The sequence below is a fragment of the Silvanigrella aquatica genome (assembly GCF_001907975.1).
GTDB lineage: Bacteria > Bdellovibrionota_B > Oligoflexia > Silvanigrellales > Silvanigrellaceae > Silvanigrella > Silvanigrella aquatica.
Genome location: NZ_CP017834.1, coordinates 944,718 through 966,205, shown reverse-complemented (window position 1 = coordinate 966,205; position 21,488 = coordinate 944,718). Strand labels below are relative to the sequence as shown.

Sequence of the window (21,488 nt, the reverse complement as noted above, 5' to 3'; positions counted from 1 at the left end):
GTTATTCCTTTTTATTTTTTAATCTTAATATTGTATTATCTAACTCTTCTAAAAGAATATCAGCATTAAGTTTTTCAAGATAACTATTAAATCCTGACTGTTCTCCTTCTTCTCTATCTTTTTGACTGAATTTAGTTGTAATTGCTATGAGAGGAAGATGTTTAAATTTTTGAGATGCTCTAATTTTACGAGCCAATCCATGGCCATCAAGAACAGGCATTTCGATATCTGATAAGACAATTGAAAAATAAGTTTCGGCATTATTTTCTAAAATTTCAAAAGCATTATAACCATCATAAGCTGTTTCAACTTGATAACCAGACTCTTGTATAATATTTTTAACATAATTTCTAAAAAAGGAGCTGTCTTCTGCTAATAATATTCTATAATTGGGACGAACAACTTTTTTATCCGAAGGTTTCTCTTGTTCTGAAAAATTGTCATCATGACTTAATTTTCCTTTAAGGACATCAATCATACCAAAGATATCACATACCACAATGATTTTATCGTTTGCAGCTATTGTACCTAATATACCATGACGATCCTTAACAGTACGTTCAATTTGTGCATAAATTGCAATAATATCAAAAATTTCATTTACCTCTATGCCATAATAAAAATCTCCCCGCTTTATAACAACAACAGAAGTTCTTTCTTTATGAATTTCATTTTTATTCATAATTGATAGATTTAAATAATGGCTCAAGGAAAAAATAGGTAAAAGGGAATCACGATAACGAATGACCTTTTGATCGCCTGAATATTCGAATCTCGAATTTTCAAACTCTTCAAGTCTATTTACAATTGATAAGGGAATTGCATATGTACTTGGCGCCCCAATATCAATAAGAAGATATTCACAAACATCAGAATGATAATTGCTTGATGAATTATTTTTTATTATTTCTGATTTGCGCTCGCTTGTATTTTCAGCAGAAATTTTTGCATTTTCAGCAATTCCTAAAACATCTATAGTCAATGCGACTGCACCATCTCCCATAATTGTGGCACCAGAATATACTTTTAAATCTTTTAAAAAAGAGGTTAATGATTTTACAACAATATCTGCTGAATCATCAATTTCATCAATAATTAATCCAAATAAAAAATTATCCGCATTTAATACAACAACATTTGAAACATTTTCACTATTTTTATGTAATACTTCGGCTTTTGATGAATGTATATTTTTATTATTCACAAATAGTATTTCAGATAAGGAAATAATGGGAAGAAGTTTTCCACGCAAACGTAAAATTAATTTTCCATGCAATGATTCAATTTTATCAGAACTACTATCTGAGCTATCAATTCTTAATAACTCAACAAGTTTCGATTGAGGAATTGCAAATTTCTGACCGCAGGCTTGAACAATTAATGCAGGAACAATTGCTAAACTCAATGGAATTTTAATAATAATTGTGGTCCCTATTCCCACTTCACTGTAAATATCAACAAGTCCCCCAATGCGTTCCACATTGGTCTTAACCACATCCATTCCCACACCTCTTCCTGAGATATTAGAAACAGTTGCAGCCGTTGAAAAACCTGGAGAAAAGATAAGAAGCTGTACTTCTTTATCGGACATTTTATCAAGAGCATCTTTTGTAATAAGGCCTTTTTCAACAGCTTTATTGCCTATTTTATCACGATCTAAACCACGTCCATCATCTTTTATTTCAATAATAACCTGTCCACTCTCATTAAATGCATTAATGGTAATTTGAGCCGCTTCTTTTTTCCCCGCTTTGCGTCTTTCTTCTAAAGATTCAATACCATGATCAACCGCATTGCGAACAATATGCATTAAGGGATCTTTAACCGCTTCAATCACCGTCTTATCGAGCTCTGTTTCAACGCCATGCAAAACAAGATCTATTTTTTTCCCAAGTTCTCTACATAAATCACGGACAACCCTAGAAAAAATTGTCAATATATTTCCAATGGGTTGCATTCTTGTTTTCATGACTTCATTTTGTAATTCCGCAGTCAATACATTTAATCTTTGACTAATTTTTAAAAATTCCGAATCTTCGTCATTTAATTTAGCATGTTGCAAAAGCTGATTACGGATTAAAACAAGCTCACCGACTAAATTCATTAAACTATTCAGCAATGTAACTTGAACACGAATCGTTTCAGAAACTTGCTCCTCCTGGACATTCTTTTTAGCGTTATCTTGATTGGAAGGATTAGGATCTATTTTCACAGGAGCCGCTTGAGAAATGGAAGGGAGCGAGGTCTTTACAGCAGAGGCAGCAGCAGGGTTTTGAGCAGCCGCAGAAGGCCTCTCAAATATTTCAAATGCTGGACTTTCTTGATCTTTATTCTTATCATCAACCACTGCTGTGTTGCCCTCGCTATGATTCTCTAAATTTAAATTTTGATAATTAAACTCTTCGGAAAGTATTGATTTATCTTTAGATAATTGCATAAGTCCGGTTAATGAGGACTCAATTGTGTCGATAAATTTACCAAGTAATCGGAGAAGATTATCGTTACTTTCAGACTCCTTGTGATGCTCACGAATCTCATTTAAGGACACAGCAATAAAATCAATTCCAAAATACAAACTCTCAAGAATGGCGCTTGATACAGCTAATTTTCCTTTCCGAATCGGGTCTAGACAGGTTTCCATAACATGCGCCACAGCACCGATTTTAGAAAATCCAAAAAGTTGCGATGTTCCTTTAATCGTATGCATATCTCTATATATAGCGGCAAAGATTTCCTTATCAAACCCCACTTTTTCTGTAATATCTACATTTTTAGACATCCGATCAACCATCTCTTGGCATTCATCAAAATACTCATTCAATGCAGATTCTTTTTTTGAAAGAGAGGTCATATCTTCTAATCCCTTTAAATTTATATATACACATATAAATTTAGATTAATTTACTTTCTTTATAAATGGTATATTAAGTAATAAAAATTCCATGATATAAGATAAATTTTTCCTATATAATTTGATTATTGATTTGAAAAGTATGTTATTTAATGACATTTGAAAAAAAATTTCCTATTTAAACCAAAAAATTTAAAATATAAATTATGATTACGTATTAACTCAAAAATAAAGGAACAAGAATGAATATCGATATTCAAATTATCAGAGACTCCTTTGAGCTTACAAAACCAATTGGAGACCAAATTATAAATAGATTTTATGAAAACCTTTTTTTAGAACATCCTGAATTGAAAGAATTTTTAAGCAGAGGTGATATCCAAAAACAAAAAGAAATTCTTTTAAATACTCTTGTAACAACCATTGATAATTTAGACAAACCCGAATCGCTTTCGTCTTTTTTAATCCATTTGGGCGAAAAACATTTAAATTATAATATGATTGAAATGTACAATGATTTTATTGGTAGAAACTTTATTAAAACTCTTTCACAATTTTTAGGAAGATATTGGTCAGATGAGCTTAATAGGCAATGGAACGAGGTTTATAAATTTATTTCCTTAAATTTAAAGAAAGGGGCTCAAAATAAGATGAAAAATCAAAAACAAGATACAAGCCTATCTGAAATCAAAATTCAAATTCCAGAGTATTTACCCGATCATAAAATTGAGTTCCCTTATTTGACGAATGAAATTAAAAATAGCTTACAACAAGCTGTAAAAACAATGGTTATGAAGCAAATTAAATCTGAAGTAAAAAAATATATAGACGAAGAAATTCAGGCGATAAATCTTATGAACCCCGAAGAAATCCTTGAAAAGGCATTTCAAGAATAAATTTTTTATTTTATTTTAACCATATCTTAATCTCACGAGAATCTATTTTTAATTCGAATATTAATTGAGGAATCATACTAGAACTTAGTATTTTTTCTTTCATTTCTTGAATATTATATCCTAAATTTATGATTTTATCTTTTATATTATCAGGAATAATATCTTCCAAACTTTCATATGATATTGCAGGCATTTCTATATAAACTTTTTCTTTTCCATTTTCAATCATCTGAACACATAAAAAACTTGCGACATTAACTATCATGTTATTTAATGTAATTTCTTTAACTTTATTTGATTTTATAAATTCAATTGAACTTATTTTAATAAATTCATTTATATATTTTTCTACAATCAAATTAGAATTAATTTTACTGGAAAATAATTTAAAGCAGCTTGTTAACCCTGAAAATGTGCGCATCAGTAATAAAAACCACGGAGGACCTGACATACGAAAAAGCATCCGATGGGGGCCTAAAAGATCTTGCGATTGCTGCAAAAAATCCCATTGTGAGGGATCAAACTTTTCTTTAGTCACAAAGGGAAATAATATAATTCTTATTAATCTCTCTAATTTATCTTCAATCAGCAACAAGGAGTCCTTATTAAATCCTAATTTTTCGAATATATCTAATGCATTAAATGCAATATTATTTCTCAAAAAATAAATCACTTGCATTAATGTATTCATATGTTCAGTTGATATATCTAATACAGAACCAAAATCTAAAAGCACCAGTTTATATGGCTGAGAAAGAGTCACTCCCATATTTCCATAATGAAAATCACCATGAATTTTATGCAAATTCATAAACTGGTAAAGAAATATTTCTAATAAATAATTTGCTAAATATGACTTCGTCTCTTGCGATAAATAATCTAATTGATCTAAAGGAGTAAATTTAATCCAATCTTGGACTAAAATATTACGAGTCGTATACTGTGAATAAATATTTGGAATAATAATATCTTCAAAATTTAAAAGATTTTTATAAAAATACAATTGATTTTCTAATTCCTGAAAATAATTCACTTCATCATTTAGATTCTTCTTAAACAAACTTAGATATTCATTATATTTAAATTTTGTTGAATTTAGCTTTGCGACAAATCCCATGGCATTTAATAATATATTGAGTTGCCCATTTATTTTAGATTCCACTTCTGGGTATTGCAATTTAACAGCCACTTCCATTCCATTTTTTAATACGCCTTTATGCACTTCCCCCAAGGATCCCGGAATGCCGTCAAATGAAAAAACGCTCAACTCATTCCATAACTCTTCATTATTTTGTAATATAGATGAAACTTCCTCTTCATTCATAAGTAAATCATCTAAATCTATTTTGCCATTTAAATTCTTTGCACTCAAGACTTGAGCCGCTTTCGCTGTTAAACCAGAGCCCATCTCAGTCATTGCAGAAAGAATATAGCGTTGTGCCACATCATCCATTTTTTGACCTAAAATTTTATTTTTAGACATTTTAACGGCAATTTTTGACACAGCACGAATAAATTGAATTGAATTTTTCAAACCCATTGTGCATTTCTCAATTTTAATTTTTTATTATGAAATCAATTAAACTTTTATAGTTTTAACTAAAACATCCAATTTTGTCGCCAGTTCACTAAGCGATTTTGCTGAAATAAGAACTTGTGAAGCTCCATTCGATGTTTGCACTGCGGCTTCAGAAACAATTTTCACATTTTCAGTAATGCTTGCCACGCCATCAGCGGACTGTTTCACAATGCGCGCCACCTCATTTGTTGTTGCGGATTGCTCTTCTACAGAAGCAGCAATTGCTGTCGCAATACTATTCAACTTTTCAATGGACTGACTTATGAGAGTGACAGCATCAATAGAACTCTTGGAATCAGTCTGAATGCCCGTTATTTTATTTGTAATGTCTTCCGTCGCTTTTGCTGTCTGCTTCGCGAGCTCCTTAACTTCATTAGCAACAACAGCAAATCCACGCCCCGCATCACCTGCACGAGCAGCTTCAATCGTGGCATTTAAAGCTAATAAATTTGTCTGTTGTGCAATAGAACTGATTACTTTTATGACGTTTCCAATTTCTTTGCTACTCTCACCTAATTGCGTAATGATTTTATTGGTATTTTGAGCCTGTTTTAATGCCAATGAACTACTTGATGACGCTTCTGATGCGTTGCGCGCAATCTCCTTTATTGCCGAAGACATTTCCTCTGTATTTGTTGCTACAGAACGCACTCCGTGGGAAACCTCTTCAGACGCCGCCGCTGTAGAATTCGCTACCGAAGTTGTCTTTTCCGCATTGAGACTCATCTGTTTTGCCGTGGCATTCAATTCTTCTGAAGCCGCAGCCAATTGGCGCGAAGCTTCACCAATATTTTCAACTAAAGTAACTCGTGAGGTGATAATTTCCCAAGTAATCATCACACCCATATATTTACCCTTATCATCCAAAACAGCCGATGCTAACAAACTGAGTTTTTCTGGTCCCACATTAATAATAGCTCTATGCGGTAAATTCTTTTCATTTGATAAGAGCTTACGTTGATGTGAAGGAACTTTATGAAAAACATCAATACTAGAATCAATCAATTCACTCACTTTTATTGGAAGATATTTTTCAAGAGAAGCAAGCGTATTTATACTTGCTGAGTTTGCATATTTAATAACAAAATCAAGGTCACAAAAAATAACATTGATCGGAATATTTTCCATCATGGAATTGATGCGTGCCAGAGAAGTTGCTGCTTCTAATTTTTGTGTCACAATGTCCCAAGTCACCATGGCACCAATATATGTTCTATTTTTATCATAAATTGCTGAAACCAACAGATCGAGTTTTTCAGGCCCTACACTAATAATAGCTCTATGCGGCAAATTTTTATCATTCGCTAAAATACGCCTTTGATGTGCCGGAATTTTATGAAAAACATCGATAGATCCACCTACAATAGCATGAACTGGTACTGGTAAATGTTTTTCAATTTTTGTCAAAGTCTGACGACTCATATGATTAATATAGATAATCACAAAATCCAGATTACAATACAAAATATTAATAGGTGAGTTCTCAGACATCCCTACATAATCATCTGCATTAAGAACTTGAGTATTTGTCGACATTCCCTGCTCCATTTTCTCTCCCATTTATATTTTCATAGAATATCATAAATATAATGTTACAATTTTATTATATTTATTTTATAATTCAAAGTGTTTAATTTTTGTCGAATGCAAAGTTGCTTATTTCAACATTGAAAACATGAGTATAAAGCCTATAGTTCTAAAAACAAAAGCAATGATACCTAATGATATATGAATTTTTCGCTCCAAATGCGTCAGACCTGTGCGAAGAGCTTTGATACCTAAATAAACAATAGGAAAATAAAACAGCAATGCTAAAGTGGACATCCCAATATGCAATTGCTGAAAAAAAGTTAATGAAAACTCTAATGCTTTTTGTACGGCATCACGTTTTAACTCTAATACCAGTACAATAGAAAGATCTATAAATATGGCGGATCCCATAAATTTTGCATGAATTTTAGAAGTCTTTCGATTCAAAACTCCAAGAAGCATAAAGCCATAAGCTAATGTCGCAAATGACATATATGCTGTTGCAAAAATTTTTACTAAAATTGAGAAAAGAATAATTAAAGCAACTTCTGCATATATCATATTTTTCATATGGAATGGTTTATTTGAAATGCTTTTCAATGGAAATAAACTCATTCAATTCCTCTCAACAAAATAAATTTTTGGGGTATCATAATTATCATATCTTTTTTTGTGACTGCGATAATCAATAAATTGACATACACTTATAATATTAGAAAAATAAAAATTATAAATACTTTTTTTTCTTAATATTATCCAATTTAGATTCTGATAAATGAGAGCCATTTAAAATTTGACTTCGATAATTTATAATTTGAGAAATTAAAAAATACTTCTGACTAATTTCTCTATCAACTTTATTACTTTCCTGAATTTTAGACAAAAAACATTTAACAAAATCCCTATTTTCTTGAATTAAATTCGAGTTATCTAAAACAAAATTTTCAATTTCGCTCAATCTTTCTTCATTTATATTTATAAATTTCTGAAATAAACTAATAAGCAATTCTTTCTCATAAATTAATTCAGAATTTTTTAATGATATTTCTTCCAAAGTTAATGCCTGAATAACAGTATGAAATAACACATCATTATGAACTGGCTTATCTAGCAAGTGAAATGCTCCTAATTTAAGACAAGCGACTGCCTCTTCTTTTTCAGCATGACCTGAAATAAATATAACAGGTTTTTGAATATCCATTTCCTTTATTTTCTCAATAAATTTAATCCCCGTCATTTTAGGCATCTTAATATCAACCAAAAATAAATTTGGCTGATTTCCAAGCTTTATAGCATCTAATGCAAGAAGAGGTGAGTTGAAAACAAATATTTCCGAATCTAAATTTCTTTGAATTAGTATTGAAAATATTTCTGATATTTCAGGTTCATCATCTATAATAAATATCTTTTTATTTTTATATCTATTCAGCATTTAAAACCCCTAAATGGAATTATTTGTTTTTGCTAGATTATATATTTTATTTGCAATATTTTCAATTGGTTCAACATAATCAACCGCATTTAATTTTATTGCCTCTTTAGGCATACCAAAAACAACACATGTTTCTTCATTCTGAGCAATTGTCTTTGCACCAGACTCTTTTAGTTTCTTTAATCCTTTAGCTCCATCATTACCCATACCTGTTAAAATAATTCCAATTGTTTTATTTAAATTAAGCTCTGCAATAGAGCCAAATAAAACATCCACAGAAGGTCTATGGCCATTTACTGTCGGAGACTGTTCAATTTTTATTTGTAAAGAATATTTATTTTGTATCAATTTCATTTGCATATTTCCTGGAGCAATATAGACTTTATTTTTTTCAATAATATCCCCATTTTTTGCTTCAATCACTTCAAAAGGGCAGATGCTATTTAATCTATCAGCCAATGCTTTAGAAAAAATTTCTGGAATATGTTGCACAACAACTATAGGAGGAATTTGAGAAGGCAATTGCTGAAGTATATGCTTTAATGCTTCAGTACCTCCTGTGGATGAACCAATTGCAATTAAATAATTATCATCAATTTGAAAACCAGAATCTGTATTTTGAATTGACTTAAATTTTCTACTTAGTATTTTTGCAGATTTTACTTGAAATATTTTATCTATTAAATTTTTTCCTTCAGATTCAAGATTAGCAAAATTAGGCTTATGAAAAAAATCAACGGCTCCTAATTCTAATGCCTCTAAAACCAATGAACCTTCTTCCATATTTAACGCACTCACAACAATTGTAGGAATTTTATATTGAGGAATTATAAGTTTTAAAACATCGATACCACTTAAATGTGGCATATTGATATCTAGTGTAATGACATCGGGTCTTAATAATTTTATTTGATTTTCTAATTGCCTTGGATCTTCAACTTCACCAACAACTAATATATTACTATTTTTTGACAAGATATTTTTTAATTGCAATCTTATCGTTGGTGAATCATCAACAATTAATAACCTAATAGGATTATCATTTATCAATACTTCAGATTTAATTTTGTTGGTTTTTATAGTTTTATCATTTTTATTTTCATCAAATATCGTTTCAAGCTTAAAACAAATTTCTTCACTAGATTCCTCAATATTTTTTAAATCAGGTTTCTCAACATAATCAGAAGCACCAAGATCCAAAGCTGTTTTAGCAATTGATGTTCCATCGCGTTCAATAGAACTTACAATCAATACAGGTGGATGTTGCCCCTTTACAAAATCAGACTTTAAATAGTCAATTCCAGTTTCTTCGGGCATGTGAATATCTAATGTCATAATATCCACGGAGTTCTTTTTCATTTGTTCACGAGCTTCTTTTGCATTAGCAGCGGTTGCTACAACTTCAAAGCCCTTATCTTTTGTTAAAATCTTTTTTAATAAAACTAAAATTGTGGGAGAATCATCAACGCACAACACACGGATAAATTTTTTTTCTACCTTTTTAACTTCCTCTATTATTATTTTTTCATTTTCTAGATAGTCTTTATGACGATAAATGGAATTTGACAAAAGTTTTACTGGCAAATTCATTCCTAAAATTGACTCACTAATTCCAAGAACTAAAATCCCATAAGGTTCTAAACGGCTTAATAAACTATTAATAATTTCATGAACCTGATCTTGGTTGAAATAAATTAAGACATTACGACAAAAGATAATATCAAACTTTTCACTTGTATATTTATTACCTAGTTTTAATAAATTTGCCTCTTCAAAAGTAATAGGATCTTTAATATGCTTTTTAGGTTTTACAAAATCTCTAATTGATCCCAAACCCCTTACCCAATTTCCATGAATAAAAGTCATTGGTATTTGAGATAACTCTTTATAAAAATAAACAGAGTTCTGTGCATTCTGAATTGATTTATGATCAATGTCGGTTCCTAAAATTTTATATTCACAACCACTTAATAAATTTTCTTTCTTTAATTTATAAAAAAACATTGATAAGGAATATGCTTCTTGTCCTTGACTGCTCGCAGAACTCCAAATACGAATGACTTTATCTTTTTTATTTTCTAAAATGCTCTTTAATAAATGCTTCTCAATATCCTCAAAATGAAAATATTCTCTAAAGAAGTAAGTGTGATGAGTTGTTAAAAGTGAGACTAGAGATTTTTTTTCAGTTTCAAAATTAGACTCTAAGTATTTCAAATATTCTTTTGGAGTAGCAATACCGAGTATACTTAATCTTTTAGACAATCTCGATTCAACCATAGAATAATTTTTTTCATTTATCTGATTGCCTGTCTCTTGCTGCGCAATACTAGAGATTTTTTTTATTAAGGAATCCCATTCATAATCCATTAGAGCTCCTCGAATCTAGGGTCATTGTAAGAAGGAACCTCATCTGGTTGAGGTGTTTTTACTTTCCCATTAACATCTTGTGGTGTATTTTGAGGCTTAATAGAAGTCGCTTTTTTGCCATCTACTTTAAATTTATCACTCTTAGCTTCATAATTTTGAGTATTCAGATTTTGGAATTGTCTTAAATTATGCCCCGAATTGGGAGTGCCCTTATCTTTATCTATTCCTGTGCTACTTATATTATCACCATCTATAATTTTTAATAGATGCGAAGCCATTTGCTCTATTTCATAACTCTGATTTAGTAATTCTTCAGCAGTCTGTGCTGATTTTTGAGCAATATTTGAATTTTGATGAGTTACAGAATCCAACTCATGCATGGCATGAGTGATTTCATTAACACCCTTTGCCTGCTCCTGAGCAGAATTCGCAATTTCATATACTAAATTATTTACTTCCTCTGTATTATCAAAAATTTCTTCAAAAATTAAGGCACATTCTTTGCTAATATCTTCTCCACTTTTCATAGCATCTTTAGAAATATTCAATATTTTTTCAATATTCACTTTCGTATCGTCAATTATATTTGTAACCTTATGAATGCTATTCTCTAACATGGATGAAATTTCTTTAGAAGCATTCCCACTCATTTGAGCCAAATTCCCTACTTCTTCTGCAACAACAGAAAAACCTCTGCCATGCTCACCCGCTCTAGCTGCTTCAACAGAAGCATTAAATGAAAGTAATTTCGTTTGAAAAACAATTTCATTAATAACCTTTGTTTTGCTTTCAATTTCTGCTATAACTTTAACAATTTCAGAAATTCTTTTATTTCCTTCTATAACTTGATCCATTATATTAGTATTACTACTCTTAATATTTGAAATTGATTCAACCATATTACGAACTATATTTTTTCCTTTTGTGACCTTTGACTTATTTTCATCTGATTTTTTTCTTGAAATTGAAGCCATTTCTGAAGTTTTGTTCATCATGGCATTAATTTGATTCACCGCAGTCACGGTCTCTTGCAATGCCGCTGCTTGCTCAATTGCAGAAGCAGACAGTTGTTGACTATCTACTGATGCTCCACTCGATGTTTTATTTAGTTTTTGATTTCCTACCGCAAGATTTCGCGCAACCATCTTAAGTTTTTCTCCAAGATTTTTACTAAAAAATAGGCTCATAAAAACAATTAAAGAAAATATAAGAATAAACGAAATAAAAAATGTAATTTTACTATTTATAATAGTTGAATAGACTTCACTTGCATTGACTCTTACTAAAACTTTCCAGCCTAATTCATCTACAATTTTGGGACCAATGACTTTCTTAAATGCTTGAATTTGATTATTTCCTGTCCTTGAATTTTTCGATTCAAGAGTCCCTTCTTCTCCTTGAAAAAGTTTTTCTGCTGCCGGTTGCCCCGCTTTTAACAAATTATAACTGTTTAATATTTTTTCATCGTGCTGAATTTCTTTTTTATCATTATTTTGTGACGGATTATAATCAAGAATAACATCACCACTTTTATTTAATAAAGTGACCTGAAATGATTTATAATTTGATTTTAAGTAATTATCATAGACTCTTGTTACTACAGCTTCAACCCAGCTAAAATTAGGATGAGTACTGATAATGCCAATGGGATCCCCTTTCGAATTATATATAAAGGTTGAAAAAGTTGTCGAGTACGTTTTTTCTTTATATACTTTCTCAATATAGTCATCAAAATATGCATCCTGAAAATTCACTCCCGTAAAATCTTTTTTTGTATCTTCAAGAAATTTTTTCTGTATAGTCTCCTGAAACCAATTCGTTTTAGAAAAATTATCTTTATACAATATTTCACTATTTATTTTTTTTCCGTCAGGAGATTCATCATTTACACTCAGCAATCTGCCATTTAAATCGCATACAGTAATTATGCTATAAATTCCATAAAATTTTACAATTTGATTTAAATAGTTTACATATTCTCTTGAATTTGTTGTAAAATTTTTAAAGTGCAATGAAAATGTTTTCACATCACCATATCTTTCATAAAATTGATCTTGAATAGAATCTGAAAGATTGTCGGAAGTAAGAAATAATTTATTTTTAATTAGTTCTTCTTGACTATTAAAATTCATGAAAGACAATATGACAAATGTAATACCTAAAATAATTATTCCAGAAATATTTAAAATAAATATTTTCACTTTTAGAGATGAATTCATAATTTTATAAAACATCATAAAATCCTCATTCTTACTTATTCTCAATATAAACAAGATCTTCAACACTAAGAGTTTTTGCCAAATTTACTAAAACAATTAAATTATTTTTAAACTCTATTAAACCATCTATGTAATCATTTTTAATGCTTGATTGCATTTCGGGTTTTGGAAGAATTTTTTCTTTTTCAATATTTATTACATTATCAACAGAATCTACCAAAGCACCAATAGTTATTGAAGATAAATCGCATACAATAACAGAATTTTCTTCTTTTCCCTTAGATGGAATATTTAATTTTTTTCTGAGATCAATTACACTAATAACTTTTCCTCTTAAATTCATAATACCGCAAAAATAATTTGGGGTAAAAGGAATTGGCGTAAATTCAGGAATTCCAATCACTTCCTTAACTTGGAGTAAGGGAATACTAAATTGTTCGCTTCCTAAACTAAAGCAAAGATAACGATTGTCATTTCCAAAAAGTTGATTTGAATTTTTTATATCTTCAGTCATAAATTTTGCCTACTCAAGTTCCTTTGAAAGTTTTGCTGAAATAATTTATCACTAACTAAATCTGAAACTTCTAATATGGGAACTACCCTTCCATCACCAAGAATAACACTTCCTGAAATCCCTTTTCCACATCTCAGCTCTTCACCAATTGATTTTGTAACTACAGATTGAATTGAAATTATTTTATCTATTGTGACACCAATTTTTTTATTATTTTTTTGTGTAATAATGATAACTTTATCAGTGTTATTTTTTAAATCATTTATTTTTGAATTTAAACCTAGTGCAAGATCAATAATAGGAATTTCTTCATTTCTTAAAATAATGACTTTATCTGAACTTGAAATTTTTGTTACATTGCTTTTACTTAAACTTAGACACTCAATAACTTGGCTAACCGGAATAACAAATTTATCATTTGCAATTTCTGCAATAAATGCGTCCATAATTCCAATTGAAAGCGGAATTTTAATTTTAAATGTTGTCCCTTTATCTATCTTTGAGAATATATCAATATTTCCATTTAACATTGATATATTTGTTTTAACAACATCCATCCCTACACCACGGCCTGAAATTTCGGTTGTTTCTTCTTTAGTCGAAAATCCTGGTAAGAAAATGAGCTCATAGCATTCATTTTCACTTAAAGTTTGCCCTTCTTTAATTAATCCTCTTTTAACCCCAATGTCATATAAAATTTTTGGATTCAGTCCTTTACCGTCATCTTGAATTTCTACGACAAGATTCCCAGATTCGTGAGAAGCTTTAACATAAATATTTCCATTTTTTGACTTATTTTTTAATTCACGCTCTTCTTCAAATTCTAATCCATGATCAATCGCATTTCGAACCATGTGCATTAAAGGATCCGACAATTCATCTAAAATAAACTTATCAATTTCTGTATTATCACCAGAAAAATTTATTTTAATTTTCTTATTTAGCATCGCAGAAGTATCTCGAGCTGTTCTATCTAACTTTTGAAATATAGGTTTAATGGGAACCAACCTTAAACTCATAATAATATCTTGAACTTTCTTTGTAGTTTTTTTTAATAACCGAAAACTATTTTTTAAAATTTGATTTTGCGTATTTTTAATTTGCTCATCAAACATACTTTGGGCAATAACGATCTCGCCCACGTAGTTTTGCAACTTTTCAATTTTTACAAGTGGAATTCTAATGACATCATCAGTAATATCTTTTTTAACCTTATGAATTTCATTTTTTGGACTTTTGGATGGTTCATTTTTTGCAAAAAATCCAAATTCCTGATTAGGCTGCAATTCTTCATCTGATTGTTTTTCAATGCTTTCTATAACTACATTAGAAGCTTGATCATTTGTCAGTTCTTTATTTTCCTGATGTATTATATTTGAAATTTCATGTATTATTTCTGAAATATCAGGATTATAATCCATATTTATTTTATAATTTGAGATCATTTCCTTTAATTTATCGTTTGTTTTAAGAAGTGTATTGATAATATTATTATTAATTTCTAATTCTTTTTTCTTAAGTCGCAATAGCAAGGATTCTAAATGATGTAGAATATCAGCAATTTTAGCAAAGCCCACAGCCTTTGCGCTTCCCTTTAAATTATGGGCAAGGCGAAAGCTTCTCGATAATAAATCCATGGGAGTATTTTCACTGAATTGCAAATAGACTTCTTCCGATTCTTCTGTATTAATATCGGCTTCCTGGAAAAAAGTATTCCGCAATTCTTTTTCAAAGTCCTCATCCATTTATGACAACCTTATTCTAAATTTATTTGTAATTGTCATCGTCGATAAAATAGAATTAATGAGAAGTTTGAAAGGCAATAATTGCCTCATGCAAGAATTTGATAGTGAAAAATTAGCAGTAGTCTTTATTTTCGCTAAATAGGCATTGAATTTTCTCTTGAATATTTTTATCAATCATTTTTTCAATTTGCTGAGTCGTAATATAGAGTGAGGAATTTTTTAGCATGTGGTCAAAAATAGTAAATGTAAATTGAACTATGTTTTTATGTTTGAAATACTGATAATATAAATCAATACGACCTTTAGCAAAGGTATCATCATCAAATGCAAAGGGATGCCATGATGCATGAAAATTTCCGTCAGAAGGTTGTGCAATGTGGTACATATCTCCAAACATTTTAGTACATTTAGATTCTAAAAAATTAACTCTATCATAGCTACTTTTATTTAATAAAAAATACCTAAAACTGTGTCCTTTTATTTTCTTATTTTTCCATAATCCCATGACTTTAATATATTTTCCTGAATCATCTTTAAGCCAGTACCAATTATTATAATACGGAGAATAACAGAACACAAAAGTGACTTCTTGATTTTGATATTGACTTTGTGTATCATTTGGCAGTTGATTATCAACAAATACTATTGATCTAGGATGAGGGAATATCGCATTTGAATATATATTTTTACTTTCAAATAAGAAATAAATTACAAAAAATCTGAGAATCAAAATAATAAATTTTTTCATAAAAATATCCTGTAATTTAATTTATATTAATAAGAAGCAATCTTTTTCAAGATTAATTAATCTACAATGATTTTAAGAAAAGGCAAATAAAATTTTTTAATTTATATCATATTATTAATGGTAACCAATAAAATCATAATTTTTTTTATTTTTTGATAAAGGGCAGAGTAATTACAAAACAGGTATTTTGACACTTTTCATCATAATTTAATTTTCCTTTGTTTTCTTCAAAAATTCCTCTTGCAATACTTAATCCTAATCCTTTCGAAACATTAATTTCTTTAGTTGAAAAAAAGGGCTCCATCATTTTTTCTTTTATATTAGGAGGTATACCATTTCCACTATCAATAATTCTTATATTGATATTATTATTTTTTAAATCTTCAATAAATTTAATATGAATCCATTTTGTGTCTAAGTGCTTTATAGAATCAAAAGCATTAATAATTATATTGTAAATGGCATGGCAAATATTTATAAATTTACAATGAATTAAAATATTCGGATACTCATCTATTTTTAAATCAATACCCTTATCTTTAATTCTTTTTTCACAAATCATCAGGATACTTTCCCAAATTTCTGAAAATTTAGCCTTTCCAAAGGCTTCATTTTCATCACATTGAGAAAACATCCTAAGGCCTTTAACAATTTTTGTAATACGGGTCCCTGCGTTTGCAATGCTCGAAAAATCCTTTAATAGCTCTTCTTTTTCAATAACCTCATCTTCATTAACGCGTTCTTTAAGTATTTCTAATTTTCCTAGCATAATAGCTAAGGGATTATTAATCTCATGTGATATGCCTGCCGCTAAATTTAAAGCTGAATTTATTCTTTCAGCTTGAATTAATGAATTTTTAACATGCAACATTTCAAAAATTTTCTTATACATTTCAATATAATTCATAGCCTGTTTTGAAAGTGATTTCAGAATTTCAATTTGTCTCTCATCAAGTTTTCTTTCTTTTTTATCAATAACACAAAGAGTTCCAATGTTATAGCCATTGCTGCTTTTAAGCGGTATCCCCGCATAAAATCTGATTTTTGGTTCTTCTAATACTAAAGGATTATCTTTAAATCGTGCATCATTTAATGCATCTTCAACTATAAATTCCTTATCCTGCTCAATGGCATGAGAACAAAATGAAACATCCCTAGGTGTTTCATTAACTTCCAACCCTACTTTAGATTTAAACCATTGCCTTTCTTCATCAACTAGAGAAATGAGTGCAATGGGCGTGTCACAAATTAAGGAAGCTAGTTTTGTTAGTTCATCAAAATGAAATTCGGGAGGGGTATCTAGTACCTTATATCTTTTTAAATCATTTAATCTGCTTTTTTCGTTTTTAGGCAATTTCACTCTCCCAAAATTAAATCTTTTCCATTTTAGACTACACAATTTAATTTATTTGAAAAAGAGAACTTATTTTTGATACAAAAATTTGGCAAATTTTTTGAAATATTTTGCCTATTGTACTCCTTATATTTAGTTGTACATTGGTAATAGATAAAATTTTATTAAAAATGCTTTATTGAAATTGTTTTTCATAAACGTTTTTTTCATTTGAATGGGGAAAATTGATAATGAGTAACAAAGTTTTAATTGTGGACGATGCAAAAACAATACGTCAACAAGTGAATTTTACATTGTCAAAAGGTGGTTTTGAGGTCATAGAAGCCGTCGATGGTTTAGATGGCATTGAAAAATTAAAAGCCAATACAGATGTCAAAGCCATTGTAAGCGATATCAATATGCCGAATATGGACGGATTGGCCATGGTTGCCGCTATCAATAGTAACGCAAGCCTTCCTCATCCTCCTATTTTAATATTGACAACAGAAGGCGCAAACGAAATGGTTCAGCAGGCAAAAAAAGCGGGTGCAAGTGGCTGGATTATCAAACCATTTAAACCTGAAGTTTTACTAGAAGCGGTTAAAAAACTCATTTCTTAATTTTTCTTTTAAGCATCAGTTATACATCCCATACTCGCCGAAGAAACATTTTTAATATATTTGTATAAGGTACCTTGTATTACTTTGTACTCTGGCATTTTCCACACCGATTTTCTTTTTTGTAAAAGTTCCTCAGACACTTCAAGATGAATTAAATTTTCATCAATATCAATTGTAATATAATCATCATCTTCAACAAGTGCTATGAGACCTCCCACCTGCGCTTCAGGTGAAATATGGCCAATAATAAAGCCGTGGGAACCACCCGAAAGTCTTCCATCAGTTATCAAGGCAACATCTTTCCCAAGCCCTGCTCCCATAATTGCCGAAGTGGGACCAAGCATTTCAGGCATGCCAGGCCCCCCTTTCGGACCTTCGTAACGAATGACAACAACATCACCTTTAAAAATTTTTCTTTTTTCCAGAGCGGCTAGCATTTCTTCTTCGGAATTGAAAACTCTCGCTTTTCCTCTAAAATGAAGCCCCTCCTTGCCAGTTACCTTTGCTACCGCGCCCTCAGGTGCTAAATTTCCTTTTAATATTTGCAAATGACCCGTTTGTTTAATGGGATTCTCAAAAGAATGAATTATTTTTTGATCGCGGGATAAATCTGGTACTTTATTTAAATTTTCAGCAAGAGTTTCACCAGTTGCCGTAATACAATCTCCATGTAGTAATCCCTGATGTAAAAGCATTTTCATTACAGCGGGTGTCCCACCACAATGATGTAAATCGGCCATAGTATATTTGCCACTGGGTTTAAAATCGGCAAGCACAGGTATTCTGTTACTTATATTTTGAAAATCATCTAAATTTAAAGGAACTCCTACAGACTTTGCGACTGCCAATAAATGTAAAACGGCATTGGTAGAACCTCCTAGAATAGTGATAAGTACCATTGCATTTTCAAATGCCTTGGGCGTCATAATATCGCGCGGTTTTATTTCTTTTTCTAATAATTTTTTAATGGCAAAACCACTTTGAAAACATTCTTTTAATTTTAAAGAATCCTTTGCAGGAATTGAAGAACTATAAGGTAAACTCATTCCCATAGCTTCAACGGCACACGCCATGGTATTTGCCGTATACATTCCCCCGCATGCACCTGCACCAGGACAGGCTTTTTTAATAATCGCCTTTCGTTGCACATCATTTATTTTTCCTGCAAGATATTCTCCGTAACATTGAAAAGCAGAGACAATATCAATGGGTTGGTTATTTATACTGCCTGGCTGAATGGTTCCGCCATAAATAAGAAATCCAGGTCGATTTAAACGCCCTAATGCGATCAAACAACCGGGCAAGTTTTTATCGCACCCTGGAATGGCAAGGCAGCCATCATACCACTGCGCTGAAACTACGGTTTCAATAGAATCTGCAATCAGATCGCGCGACTGCAGCGAATAGCTCATACCCTCTGTACCCATAGAAATGCCATCACTAACACCAATAGTATTAAACCGCATACCCACCAAGCCCGCTTCTGTAACCCCCTCTTTCACTTTTTCCGAAAGACTTAAAAGATGCATATTGCAAGGGTTTCCTTCATACCACATACTCACAATGCCAATTTGAGGTTTTAAAAAATCCTCGTCATTGAGACCTGTGGCATAAAGCATAGCTTGAGAAGCTCCCTGTGATGCCAGCTCTGTTATTCGTGAACTGTATTTATTTAATTTGCAATTCATATAGCAACTCTTCTTTACAATTAATTTAGGGATGGAGTTTACGGACTGTTTTCAAAACTTGCCTAATTTCTTCGTTACTTAATCTGACTAATTCTTCATTCAATTTTTCTTTATAATCCGATTTGCTGTTTGATGAAATAACAACGCGCGCTTCTTCACCGGAAGAGACACTTTAAAAGCTGCGCTTGGTGAATAACCATTTTTTCTTAAGACTTCATATTGTGCCGCAATGCTTCCTGCCAGTGCCCTCATTAATATGCCTCTTTCACCGCAAAGATCGCTATAAACTTCATGTTTAAATGTGGTTTAAAATAAGTAGCCCGATCCTATTCCAATTCCAAATGCTAACGCCTTTTCTTCTGCTTTTTTCGTAAAATTTTGATACAAAGTGTAACTGGAATTAATTCCTTTACCTTGTTGAAATACAGAGCGCACAATTCTTCCTGAACCTTTTGGTGCCACTAAAACGACATTAACGTGTGAAGTTGGAATCACACCTGTTAGAAAATCCGTTTGCAAATAACTAAAACACGGCGAACTAGAAAATTCAGGTTCGGTTATTATATATGTTAATATACATTTATAAAAGAGATTTTAAAAATTTCAACTTTCCATATTATATTATAAAATATAAAAAATATTTTTATATTTATATATATATTTTATAATTAAAATAAATTAGTAATTTTTTATACAAATATAAAATATTAAATTTTAGATTATGGAAATCTATCAAAATTGACTTTATTATTTTTAATATTTAACTAAAATATTCTAAGAGAAAATAAAAAAATCTCTTAACTTCATAGCAATTAAGCTTTATATACTTTAATGCAAAATTAAAGATCATAATTATTTTAAAGGATTTATTTATGGAAAATAAGAAAAAAATTTTAATGAATCTATACACAACAATTTTTGCTGAAGGCAAATCGGATGAAATAAGTAAATACTACCATCCTGATGTAAAAGGCTACTTTAATTCTCGTGAGCTTACACTCACAGACTTGATAACTGGGGTTGCTACAGTAACAAAACTATATACTTCTATTGAAACAAAAATTGAAGACATGATCATTACTGAAAATAAGACAGCTACGAGACTATGCAGAACTATGGTTCGCATACAAGATAATAAAAAAATCAGCATGAATTTAATTATTATTAAGCACTTTCATGAAGGAAAAATAAATCATGTCTGGACTATCTGCGATAATAACGATGTAACTGCAATTTGGAATGACTAAATAACGTAATAGTATTATGTTTTAAAATATTACTGCCTCGTGAAAAATTAAAAATATTCAGTAACAGTTAGATTGGAAAAACAAGTTATGAATCACACCAATATGAATAAATTATCTCAAATTAAATTTGATGAAAAAAAATTCTTAAGTAAAAATTTTTGGTTAACAAGACTTAACGAGGCGGAGTTTTTAAATTTTCCATATTTACCTAAAATAAATCACAATTATTATGAAATTGGGAAAGAAATATCTAGCGAAAAATTAAAAATATTTAACTCAAATAAGATAATGAAAATTGATAGTAAATATTATAATTATGAAGCTATATTAACCGTACTGCTTATTTATTTTTCTAAAATTAATAATTATAAAGAATTTTATATTTGCTATAATCACGAAGAATCCCTGGATTTATTATCCAAAGATTCTTCACTCAATTCAAAAAATATTATATTAAAAATACATTTAAATTCAAAATTAAATTTTAAAGAATCATGTAATTATGTAAAAAATGAATTAGAAAATTTAAATATATATAAATCTTCTTTAATTGAATTTCTTCAAAATGATTCCTTATTAACAGAAAAAAGTAATTGCAAAAAATCAATACCATTAGCTATTAATATTGTTAAAAATATTGATTATTTCTCAATTCCTAAAGAAAATTATGTTACTATTTTACTTTCAGAAAATGGAATGGACTTTAGGATTGTACTTAA

Annotated in this window: 18 protein-coding genes; 4 read left to right on the top strand and 14 right to left on the bottom strand. The window is 30.1% G+C overall.

The window, feature by feature from the left end; all coding sequences use genetic code 11:
• Nucleotide 1: 1 nt before the first annotated feature.
• Nucleotides 2-2,851 carry a hybrid sensor histidine kinase/response regulator gene (locus AXG55_RS04060; protein ID WP_148696854.1) on the bottom strand — a complete coding sequence of 950 codons (2,850 nt, stop codon included), beginning with the start codon at nucleotides 2,849-2,851 and terminating at the stop codon, nucleotides 2-4.
• Nucleotides 2,852-3,093: 242 nt separating this feature from the next.
• On the opposite strand from AXG55_RS04060, the gene AXG55_RS04055 reads away from it, so the two are divergent.
• On the top strand, nucleotides 3,094-3,747 hold the full coding sequence (locus AXG55_RS04055; protein WP_148696853.1) for a globin domain-containing protein: 654 nt from the start codon (nucleotides 3,094-3,096) through the stop codon (nucleotides 3,745-3,747).
• A 10-nt stretch (nucleotides 3,748-3,757) separates the two neighbouring features.
• On the opposite strand, the gene AXG55_RS04050 is transcribed toward AXG55_RS04055, so the two are convergent.
• The 10 genes from AXG55_RS04050 to AXG55_RS04005 form a co-directional block, all read right to left on the bottom strand.
• Nucleotides 3,758-5,287, bottom strand: coding sequence for an AarF/UbiB family protein (locus tag AXG55_RS04050; protein ID WP_148696852.1), 1,530 nt, complete (start codon nucleotides 5,285-5,287; stop codon nucleotides 3,758-3,760).
• Nucleotides 5,288-5,326: 39 nt separating this feature from the next.
• A complete protein-coding gene (locus AXG55_RS04045) occupies nucleotides 5,327-6,862 on the bottom strand; it encodes a methyl-accepting chemotaxis protein (protein WP_233231364.1) in 1,536 nt (511 codons plus the stop codon).
• Nucleotides 6,863-6,982: 120 nt separating this feature from the next.
• Complete coding sequence (locus AXG55_RS04040; RefSeq protein WP_148696850.1) at nucleotides 6,983-7,471, bottom strand: hypothetical protein; 489 nt, start codon at nucleotides 7,469-7,471, stop codon at nucleotides 6,983-6,985.
• Between the two features lie 112 nt (nucleotides 7,472-7,583).
• Nucleotides 7,584-8,288, bottom strand: coding sequence for a response regulator (locus AXG55_RS04035; protein ID WP_148696849.1), 705 nt, complete (start codon nucleotides 8,286-8,288; stop codon nucleotides 7,584-7,586).
• A 9-nt stretch (nucleotides 8,289-8,297) separates the two neighbouring features.
• Nucleotides 8,298-10,655, bottom strand: coding sequence for a chemotaxis-specific protein-glutamate methyltransferase CheB (cheB, locus tag AXG55_RS04030; protein ID WP_148696848.1), 2,358 nt, complete (start codon nucleotides 10,653-10,655; stop codon nucleotides 8,298-8,300).
• On the bottom strand, nucleotides 10,655-12,889 hold the full coding sequence (locus tag AXG55_RS04025; protein ID WP_233231363.1) for a methyl-accepting chemotaxis protein: 2,235 nt from the start codon (nucleotides 12,887-12,889) through the stop codon (nucleotides 10,655-10,657). The genes cheB and AXG55_RS04025 overlap by 1 nt, the downstream gene beginning before the upstream one ends.
• Before the next feature lie 16 nt (nucleotides 12,890-12,905).
• Nucleotides 12,906-13,388, bottom strand: a complete 483-nt coding sequence (locus AXG55_RS04020) for a chemotaxis protein CheW (protein ID WP_148696846.1) — start codon at nucleotides 13,386-13,388, stop codon at nucleotides 12,906-12,908.
• Complete coding sequence (locus AXG55_RS04015) at nucleotides 13,385-15,133, bottom strand: chemotaxis protein CheA (protein WP_148696845.1); 1,749 nt, start codon at nucleotides 15,131-15,133, stop codon at nucleotides 13,385-13,387. Before AXG55_RS04015 ends, AXG55_RS04020 begins: the two co-directional genes overlap by 4 nt.
• Before the next feature lie 112 nt (nucleotides 15,134-15,245).
• Complete coding sequence (locus tag AXG55_RS04010; protein WP_148696844.1) at nucleotides 15,246-15,881, bottom strand: hypothetical protein; 636 nt, start codon at nucleotides 15,879-15,881, stop codon at nucleotides 15,246-15,248.
• A 145-nt stretch (nucleotides 15,882-16,026) separates the two neighbouring features.
• Entirely contained in the window at nucleotides 16,027-17,235 is a 1,209-nt protein-coding gene (locus AXG55_RS04005) for a GAF domain-containing sensor histidine kinase (RefSeq protein WP_148696843.1), read from the bottom strand.
• Nucleotides 17,236-17,465: 230 nt separating this feature from the next.
• Here AXG55_RS04005 and AXG55_RS04000 point away from each other — a divergent pair, with 230 nt between their 5' ends.
• Nucleotides 17,466-17,834 carry a response regulator gene (locus AXG55_RS04000; RefSeq protein ID WP_148696842.1) on the top strand — a complete coding sequence of 123 codons (369 nt, stop codon included), beginning with the start codon at nucleotides 17,466-17,468 and terminating at the stop codon, nucleotides 17,832-17,834.
• Nucleotides 17,835-17,842: 8 nt separating this feature from the next.
• On the opposite strand, the gene ilvD is transcribed toward AXG55_RS04000, so the two are convergent.
• From ilvD to AXG55_RS14810, 3 genes are all read right to left on the bottom strand, one after another.
• The gene (ilvD, locus tag AXG55_RS03995) at nucleotides 17,843-19,522 is read right to left on the bottom strand and encodes a dihydroxy-acid dehydratase (RefSeq protein WP_148696841.1); all 1,680 of its coding nucleotides are present in this window, start codon (nucleotides 19,520-19,522) and stop codon (nucleotides 17,843-17,845) included.
• Nucleotides 19,523-19,621: 99 nt separating this feature from the next.
• A complete protein-coding gene (locus AXG55_RS14815; RefSeq protein WP_237243993.1) occupies nucleotides 19,622-19,774 on the bottom strand; it encodes a hypothetical protein in 153 nt (50 codons plus the stop codon).
• Between the two features lie 54 nt (nucleotides 19,775-19,828).
• On the bottom strand, nucleotides 19,829-20,017 hold the full coding sequence (locus AXG55_RS14810) for a Rossmann-fold NAD(P)-binding domain-containing protein (RefSeq protein ID WP_233231362.1): 189 nt from the start codon (nucleotides 20,015-20,017) through the stop codon (nucleotides 19,829-19,831).
• 377 nt (nucleotides 20,018-20,394) lie between these two features.
• Here AXG55_RS14810 and AXG55_RS03985 point away from each other — a divergent pair, with 377 nt between their 5' ends.
• Together AXG55_RS03985 and AXG55_RS14805 are read left to right on the top strand one after the other, a co-directional pair.
• A complete protein-coding gene (locus AXG55_RS03985; RefSeq protein WP_148696840.1) occupies nucleotides 20,395-20,769 on the top strand; it encodes an ester cyclase in 375 nt (124 codons plus the stop codon).
• Between the two features lie 87 nt (nucleotides 20,770-20,856).
• On the top strand, nucleotides 20,857-21,488 hold a 632-nt coding region (locus tag AXG55_RS14805), incomplete at its 3' end, for a hypothetical protein (RefSeq protein ID WP_233231361.1).

Coding starts and splice junctions, on each gene's coding strand:
- AXG55_RS14815 (WP_237243993.1), bottom strand. CDS start 19,774: ATGAGGGCACTGGCAGGAAGCATTGCGGCACAATATGAAGTCTTAAGA.
- AXG55_RS04020 (WP_148696846.1), bottom strand. CDS start 13,388: ATGACTGAAGATATAAAAAATTCAAATCAACTTTTTGGAAATGACAAT.
- AXG55_RS04015 (WP_148696845.1), bottom strand. CDS start 15,133: ATGGATGAGGACTTTGAAAAAGAATTGCGGAATACTTTTTTCCAGGAA.
- AXG55_RS04045 (WP_233231364.1), bottom strand. CDS start 6,862: ATGTCGACAAATACTCAAGTTCTTAATGCAGATGATTATGTAGGGATG.
- AXG55_RS04040 (WP_148696850.1), bottom strand. CDS start 7,471: ATGAGTTTATTTCCATTGAAAAGCATTTCAAATAAACCATTCCATATG.
- AXG55_RS04000 (WP_148696842.1), top strand. CDS start 17,466: ATGAGTAACAAAGTTTTAATTGTGGACGATGCAAAAACAATACGTCAA.
- AXG55_RS04010 (WP_148696844.1), bottom strand. CDS start 15,881: ATGAAAAAATTTATTATTTTGATTCTCAGATTTTTTGTAATTTATTTC.
- AXG55_RS04025 (WP_233231363.1), bottom strand. CDS start 12,889: ATGTTTTATAAAATTATGAATTCATCTCTAAAAGTGAAAATATTTATT.
- AXG55_RS04060 (WP_148696854.1), bottom strand. CDS start 2,851: ATGACCTCTCTTTCAAAAAAAGAATCTGCATTGAATGAGTATTTTGAT.
- AXG55_RS04055 (WP_148696853.1), top strand. CDS start 3,094: ATGAATATCGATATTCAAATTATCAGAGACTCCTTTGAGCTTACAAAA.
- AXG55_RS04050 (WP_148696852.1), bottom strand. CDS start 5,287: ATGGGTTTGAAAAATTCAATTCAATTTATTCGTGCTGTGTCAAAAATT.
- cheB (WP_148696848.1), bottom strand. CDS start 10,655: ATGGATTATGAATGGGATTCCTTAATAAAAAAAATCTCTAGTATTGCG.
- AXG55_RS04035 (WP_148696849.1), bottom strand. CDS start 8,288: ATGCTGAATAGATATAAAAATAAAAAGATATTTATTATAGATGATGAA.
- AXG55_RS03985 (WP_148696840.1), top strand. CDS start 20,395: ATGGAAAATAAGAAAAAAATTTTAATGAATCTATACACAACAATTTTT.
- ilvD (WP_148696841.1), bottom strand. CDS start 19,522: ATGAATTGCAAATTAAATAAATACAGTTCACGAATAACAGAGCTGGCA.